1 protein-coding gene is annotated in these 353 nt (G+C 64.3%); it reads left to right on the forward strand.

Features of this window, described 5'->3' with window-relative positions:
- A partial coding sequence (locus B2527_RS05060) for a GTP-binding protein (protein ID WP_293706448.1) occupies window positions 1-353 on the forward strand: 353 nt, incomplete at both ends.

Here is a 353-nt window from a genome sequence, read left to right on the forward strand (position 1 = left end):
GACTACGTCAAGAACATGATCACCGGTGCCGCCCAGATGGACGGCGCGATCCTGGTGTGCTCGGCCGCTGACGGCCCGATGCCGCAGACCCGCGAGCACATCCTGCTGTCGCGTCAGGTCGGCGTGCCGTACATCGTCGTGTTCCTGAACAAGGCCGACATGGTTGACGACGCCGAGCTGCTGGAACTGGTCGAAATGGAAGTGCGCGAGCTGCTCTCCAAGTACGACTTCCCGGGCGACGACACCCCGATCGTGCACGGCTCGGCCCGTATGGCGCTGGAAGGCGACCAGAGCGAAATCGGTGTGCCGGCCATCCTGAAGCTGGTCGATGCACTGGACAGCTGGATCCCGAC

It is taken from the genome of Stenotrophomonas sp. UBA7606 (assembly GCF_002477705.1).
Classification (GTDB): Bacteria; Pseudomonadota; Gammaproteobacteria; order Xanthomonadales; family Xanthomonadaceae; genus Stenotrophomonas.